The 227-nt window shown below is 64.8% G+C and carries 1 pseudogene; it reads right to left on the bottom strand.

What is annotated here, in order from left to right:
* A pseudogene (locus ABR397_RS24130) lies at positions 1-227 on the bottom strand (hypothetical protein); the annotation flags it as partial.

Below are 227 nucleotides of genomic sequence, written 5' to 3'. Positions count from 1 at the left end.
CTAAATCAGCGGTGATGCGCTCACTCAGTTTCGGGTCTTGCAGCAGCGCCAGCGCCGCAGCCCGCTGGTCCTCACTCAGTTCGGGAACCGGTGGGGTTTCGGTTTGTTCACTGACGCCGGCCTGTTGACACTGCTCCAGCACCAGTAACAGCTGCCCCAGTGAACGCCGTAAGTCGCCTTCGGCCAGCCCCAGTTCGGTGGCGGCCAGTCGCGCATACCCGCCCCGG

This window comes from Photorhabdus viridis (genome assembly GCF_040256935.1).
Taxonomy (GTDB): domain Bacteria; phylum Pseudomonadota; class Gammaproteobacteria; order Enterobacterales; family Enterobacteriaceae; genus Photorhabdus; species Photorhabdus viridis.
The sequence above is the reverse complement of the archived record's forward strand: the minus strand, read 5'-3'. Positions and strand labels throughout refer to the sequence as shown.